This is a genomic window from Helicobacter salomonis, assembly GCF_017979425.1.
GTDB lineage: Bacteria > Campylobacterota > Campylobacteria > Campylobacterales > Helicobacteraceae > Helicobacter > Helicobacter salomonis.
Genome location: NZ_JAERIS010000051.1, coordinates 1 through 1027 on the forward strand (window position 1 = coordinate 1; position 1027 = coordinate 1027).

Genomic DNA, 1027 nt, shown 5'->3' on the forward strand with positions numbered 1-1027 from the left:
AAGTGTTTTTGCAATGCCAAACAGATCGCATTGTCAGACTTAAAGCTTTGGAGTTTGTCCTTAGAATTAAGATACACACAGGGGGCGTTGTCAATGGAGAGCAGACGCAGGGATTTTAGGTATTTTTGTAGGGGTTTGGGGTTATAGCTGTGTTGCTTAAAGATTTGCAAACAAACTGCCTTAGCTTCTTGGTTTAAATACTGGGGTTGCAAGCAGGCGGTGGGGGTTTTAGGGAGAATCATTTGCATCGCGGTTTTCATGCCATTTATTGCCGTTTTAACCGCATAGACATCAAGGCCGCGCACTACAAAAAATAAAGGAACACCAGAAGGGTTTCTTATTTCGTGCACATTGCTAATAACATGCCAATAATTTTCCATGTTGGAACTGTATTGATCTTCATAATCCCCCAAGAAGGCAAGGATGCGTGCCTTGTAATAAGTCGTCCATACTTCTAAATCTTGCATCTTGACCCCCATAGAACGCATGATTTGGGTTTGCAAAAAATTTTCATTTTCAGAATCCATATCAACACTAGTATTATAGCTGTTATTGAGGAGATCGTATTGCGCCTCGATGGATTTAAAATCTTTAAAAAAATGGCGCATAGTCGGAGTCTTCGCGCCTTTAGTCATGTTTAAAATATCTTCTTGAGTTCCCAGATCGCCCAAGTAGCTATATAAACATGGTGAGTCAAGCTTGGCTTGCAATGTCTGTAAATAATCTGTGATGTCTAAACCCTGATGATACGCTTCAATCAAAGGGGTGTAGATCAGCTCGATGCCCTTTAAAAATTTTAAAGTTTTCTTTTTAGTATCAAAGGGATAAACACGCTCGGGAGAATCATCTCTACATTCCATATCAGGGATAAAGTCGTGCAAAAGGGTAGCGAGGTTAAACATTTCAAAAGTCTTAAGTGCCTTGATGGCTTGGGCTTGTTTGGGGTCTTTGGGTGTGAGGGCTTGTAAAAGCGGGATGTGATTGACAAAGGCTTTTAGGTGCTTGACAAGGGTTGGTGCTCCTTTTT

General features: G+C 40.9%; 1 protein-coding gene. It reads right to left on the reverse strand.

Annotation, left to right across the window (positions count from 1 at the left end; translation table 11 throughout):
* Nucleotides 1-1027 (reverse strand): hypothetical protein (locus tag KCO92_RS07520; protein WP_247598973.1); only part of this gene is annotated, 1027 nt, incomplete at both ends.